This window comes from Protofrankia sp. CiT1 (assembly GCF_917627335.1).
In the GTDB taxonomy this organism is placed as follows: domain Bacteria; phylum Actinomycetota; class Actinomycetes; order Frankiales; family Frankiaceae; genus Protofrankia.
In genome coordinates this window covers 1-4,865 of the sequence record NZ_CAKJTP010000220.1, presented here as the reverse complement: position 1 = coordinate 4,865, position 4,865 = coordinate 1, and the positions used below count along the sequence as shown (strand labels likewise).

Annotated in this window: 5 protein-coding genes; all 5 read right to left on the bottom strand. The window is 68.6% G+C overall.

Features of this window, described 5'->3' with window-relative positions:
* Positions 1–204 precede the first annotated feature (204 nt).
* The 5 genes from MJ785_RS20290 to MJ785_RS20275 all read right to left on the bottom strand — a co-directional run bounded on the left by MJ785_RS20290 (position 205) and on the right by MJ785_RS20275 (position 4,575).
* A complete protein-coding gene (locus tag MJ785_RS20290) occupies positions 205–1,107 on the bottom strand; it encodes an aldo/keto reductase (protein ID WP_239382345.1) in 903 nt (300 codons plus the stop codon).
* Positions 1,041–2,342: a cupin domain-containing protein gene (locus tag MJ785_RS20285; protein WP_239382343.1), complete on the bottom strand. Its 1,302-nt coding sequence runs from the start codon at positions 2,340–2,342 to the stop codon at positions 1,041–1,043. The genes MJ785_RS20290 and MJ785_RS20285 overlap by 67 nt, the downstream gene beginning before the upstream one ends.
* Positions 2,339–2,461: a hypothetical protein gene (locus MJ785_RS21995; protein WP_255720434.1), complete on the bottom strand. Its 123-nt coding sequence runs from the start codon at positions 2,459–2,461 to the stop codon at positions 2,339–2,341. The genes MJ785_RS20285 and MJ785_RS21995 overlap by 4 nt, the downstream gene beginning before the upstream one ends.
* A 317-nt stretch (positions 2,462–2,778) precedes the next feature.
* Positions 2,779–3,888 carry a Zn-dependent alcohol dehydrogenase gene (locus MJ785_RS20280; protein WP_239382341.1) on the bottom strand — a complete coding sequence of 370 codons (1,110 nt, stop codon included), beginning with the start codon at positions 3,886–3,888 and terminating at the stop codon, positions 2,779–2,781.
* Between the two features lie 90 nt (positions 3,889–3,978).
* A complete protein-coding gene (locus MJ785_RS20275) occupies positions 3,979–4,575 on the bottom strand; it encodes a TetR-like C-terminal domain-containing protein (protein ID WP_239382339.1) in 597 nt (198 codons plus the stop codon).
* Positions 4,576–4,865 lie beyond the last annotated feature (290 nt).

The window sequence follows — 4,865 nt, the reverse complement described above, 5'->3', positions numbered from 1 at the left end:
CATCCAGCCGCTTGACGAAAGCACAAAGTCGTGCAATCGACTTACGATCATCGCCTGCCTGACAGGCACATCCGGAGGCCATCGACAGAGCATGCCGCAGCCTGACTGGCCGCAGCCCAACGCCTCCGGTGGCTCCCCCACCGCCGCCGAGGCAGGCGCCCCCCAGCCCCGCTCCTTGATCCACACTTCTGTTGCCGGGCCCTCTTATCCTGCCGCTACCCCGCCGCGTGAGCCTGCTACCGCGTGAGCCTGCCGCCGGGCGAGCATGTCCCGGTATCGCTCGACGTTGTGGCCGTCGACGCCCAGGTCAAGCGCGCGAACCAGGTCGGCCAGGTGCTCGGGGCGGTTCGTGCCCACCGCAACCCGGCCGACCGGGGGCAGCGCAAAAGCGAGGCGGAACGCCGCCGCCGCGGTAGAGCACTCCTCGCCCGCCGCCATGAACGGCCGCAGCGCCAGCGTGCGCCAGACGCTGTCCCCCGTGTCCCCACCGAAGGGACTCATACCCCACCGCCGCTCGGTCTCGACCTCCAGGCAGCCAGCAAGATCATCAATTGCGTCCAGAACCCTCGCGGGGACCAGGATGCCGGCGCGGTGCATGAGGCACCACGGCCGGACCAGCCCGCGGGGCCCCACGGCGATGGCCGCCGCAAGCACCGGCTGGGGATTCCAGGTCGAGATGCCCCAGGACCGGCAGAGGCCGGCAGCCACGGCGTCCGTCAGGACACCGGCCGCCGCCGCGAGATGGTCAGCAGCGTGAGCGGGCTCGAGGTCGCCCAGCGACCGCTCGGGGTTGTGCAGGAAGACGACATCCGGTGCCTGACCGAGCGTCGCCGCCGTCGTCTCAAGGGCATCCTGGAGCCGCCCCGGTTCCAACGAGTGGTCGTTGCGACCGCCAGCACCGGGAAAGAAACCCACCTTGGTGGACACGAAAAAGCAGGGAAGAAGATCGGCCGCGGTCTGGAACAGGATCGCATGCGAACGGAAACCCGCGTAGTTGAACGCCGTGTCGATAGTGCGGATGCCGAGGTCGAGCGCGCTCTCTAGCAGTCCGCGTTCATGACGAGACCGGTGTAGCCCGAGGACAATTCGGGTGTCAGGCTGACGCACATCCCCTCCCGGACCAGTAGGTCGGCGAGCCGGCGGGCGTCCGTCCCCGTCTCCGCCTCCACCGCGGCGAGACTGACCGGCAGGCCGCTCAGCAGCCGGTCAAGGGCCGGGCGGGCCTTCTTCGTGAAGGTCAGTCTCCGCCCGCCCCCGAGAACAATCACGGCGGTGTCGCTCTCCCTGAATTCGGGCCTGAATTCCGTGACGCAGACGACCGATTCAACGCCCTGCCCGGGGAGATCCATCGGCAGCGTCGGCGTGTGGCGTCTCGGTGGCTGGGTCCGTGCACGGCCGGCGAGGAATTCGGCGGGCGGGGACGAACGCAGCAGCTCGACAGCCGCGTCCATCAACGCGCGTTCCCGCGCGGCCCGTTCCTGCGCGCTACCATCGCGGAGCAGGTCACGCCGGAACAGCTCGACATCGCGGGCCTGGTCCGCGAGCCAGGTGAGCCAGTCGACACCGGTCCGTTTCGGAAAGCCGAACGTGATGTGGAGGCTGATGCCGCCGGTGTACTCAGCGCGTGTCGCCTGGTGCCAGTAACCACGCGGAATGTGCATGAGGTCGCCAGCGCGGAGCTCACCTTTCCACACCTGTTGCGCGCTGACCGTGCCGTTGCGTTCCGCGTCCCGGTACAGCGGGAAAGGGCGGGAGGAGCTCCGCACGTCCCATGTTTTCTCACCCGCAACCTGGAGAACGACAACGTCGTGATCGTCCCAATGCAGCGGGAACCCCGCTGTCGACCGGGTGGTCAGGTAGGCGTTCACCTGGACCAGTTCGTGGGACCACCACTGAAGAGCGCGACAGGCCACCTCCATCGTCGCATCGAACATGTCAAGTCCATCGAGGACCAGGGTGAGCCCCGAGTCGAGAAGATCAGCCAACCGGTTCATGTCGGCGAGACGGGTCCGCTGCCCCCGCCGGCCCACCCGGGTCGTAAGATAGTCGCCCGGATGCATTTCGACGCCGTCCTGGAAACACCTGAGCTGCGGGGGTTCAAGGCTGCGCCGCATTATCAGATCCAGTAGCCGGGACGGCGTAAGCACTCGTTGGCACAACGCCTCGTCGGTCACGTGACCGCGAACGAAACCTTCCCCCAGCGACGGTGCGCCCGACCAGCCGAACGCGGCCTCGATGGCGTGGACCAGATGGTGCTTCGTGGACAATCCGTCCTGGCCCGTCTCCAACCCTGACGCGCTCGGCGGGCCGGGTTCGCCCATGTCCTCGGACCGGTCCGTCACTGACCTTCAGGATAGTTGAGGCCGTCGGAACCATCGCTGTCCGAATGCTCGGTGTCGAAACGGTCCTGAACACTGGCCAAGGTCTCCACCGCCACGACAAGCTCGTCGGCTGTTTCCACGTGCCCTCCTCAAGATCTGAATACTTGCTTCCGGCTACGCAGCTGTACGGCTACCAGATATAGAACTACCAGTCGTACGGCCAGCACCCGCACGACTAACACCTGTACAGCAACAACGCCTGTACAGCAACACCGTTCACCGTGCGAATGTGGGCCGCGCGCAGGTGCCAGAGAAACCATACGTGCGCGTAAGGAGTCTCGCAAGATGTTTGCGTGCATCCATCCCATCGCCCCTACCACCGACGGCAGTGCCGTATTCCTCGCCGAGGCCGATGTGGCGGCGGCTCGCCCCGTACGGTCATCCACACTGTTTTCCCTCACCGCGCTGGGGGTACAACCGGGAAACGGATGAGTGAACGGCCGCCGCTGCCCCGCAGCATCGCCTCGAACGCCGCCGGCACGTCCGCAAGCCCGATCTCGGCGGTGACCAGGCCACGAAGGTCGATGCTGCCCCGGCGGGCATGGTCGAGCAGGAACGAGACATCCCGGTCCGGGTCGCAGGAGCCGAAGACGCAGCCGGTGAGCGTGCGGGCGGAGTAGAAGATCTCCAGCGCGCTGAGGGAGACGAGGTCGTCCTTGGCGCCGACCCCCACCACCGTGGTACGCCCACCGCGCCGGGTGGCGCTCCATGCCGCCCGGATGGTCGCGGACTTCCCGACGACCTCGAAGGCGTGGTCGACGCCGATTCCGCCGGTGAGCGCCCGGACCTCCTTCGACAGCGCCGGCGAGGCGAGGCGGAAGTGCGTCGCACCCAGCCGGAGCGCGAGTTCCTCCTTCGCCGCGGATACGTCCACCGCGATGATCGGGTCCGCCCCGGCCAGCCGCGCCCCCTGGAGCACCGACAGCCCTACCCCGCCCAGCCCGATGACCAGCACGGACGCACCTGCGGCGACCTTGGCGCTGGTGAGCACCGCGCCAACGCCGGTCAGCACCGCGCACCCGAGGACGGCGGCCTGCGCCAACGGGACATCGGCCGGCAACCGGAGCACGCCGTTCTCCGGCACGACCGTCTCCTCGGCGAACGCGGCCGTACCCAGCCCCGGGTAGAGCGGGCGCCCGTCGGGCAACGCCGCGTAGGGTGCCGCGCTGGCATCGGCGGCACGCTCGCACAGATAGGGCTCGCCGTGGCGGCAAAACCAGCACTCCCGGCAGGCGGGAACCCAGTTCAGCAGCACCGGGTCAGCGACGGCGACCCGGGTGACCCCTGGTCCCACAGCCACGACCGTGCCAGCCCCCTCGTGCCCGAGCACGGCGGGCAGCGGCTGGCGCAGCATCCCGTTCGCCAGCGAGAGGTCGGAGTGACAGACACCCGCGGCGACAAGCCGCACCCGGACCCGGCCCGGGCCCGGATCAGGAAGAACGATCTCGGATAACTCCAGGCCCGTACCGGCCTCCGTGAGCACGGCCGCCCGCACTGTCGACGTCATACGTACCTCCCCGAGAAGACTGTCACGGCCTGCGCCGGGCCTCCACAACCGCGGTCGGCAAGGCCGTTGCCCGACGATCACGGCTGGAGCTCAGTCGGTACGGCGTGGACGCAGGCCGTCAAGGAGAAGACCCACGATCTCCTCCCGTACGGCGATCGGTAGCACCGGGTCGAGGGAAAAGGACGCGCGCAGCACCGCGGCGCCCATGAGCGCCTCGGCGGTGGCCGCGGCATTGGCGTCACCGCGGATCTCTCCGCGCGCGGCGGCGTCGTGGACGGCATCTTCGATCGCGGCCAGGCAGCGGTCGATCGAGTCGCGTGTGAACGCCTGGTAGATCTCCGGAAATTGTTTGATCTCCGCTACGCAGCGTTGCAGGATACTGCGCCGGGGCTCGACGAACACCGCCGCGATCCCGTCGAGCAGAACCGCCAGATCAGCCACGATCGTGCCGGTCCGCGGCGGGGTCAGGCCTGCCGCCAACGTGGACATCCCGGCCAGGATGAGATCCTCCCGCCGCGGCCAGCGGGCGTGGATGCTGCGCTTGGCGGCCTTGGCCCTGGCCGCCACCGCGGTGACGGAGAACTCGGCGATCCCCTTGTCGGCCAGCTCCTGTACGGCGGCGGCCAGCACCCGTACGTCCACCGACTCGTCGCGGGGCCGCCCGCGCGGACGAGGCTCGGCTGCCACCACCGCCCCAGCATATATGCAACGATCGTCGTTGCATAATTCGGCGGCAGCGATTAACGTCCCCAGCGGGGTTGCATAAGAGCACCCGAGGAAGGCGCCCTGGTGTTGGGCGCCGACTGACGACAACGACGCGAGGTGCATGCCCTGGCCCCGCGACGCCGCGTCCCCTATTGCCGGTCGCTCTAAAAATATGGAAGGAGCGAACCCCGACCAGAACGACCGACAGCGCCTCGCCCGGCCACCCGAAACGGTCAGACCGCCCGGCCGGCAGACCACGCCCGACAGCACCC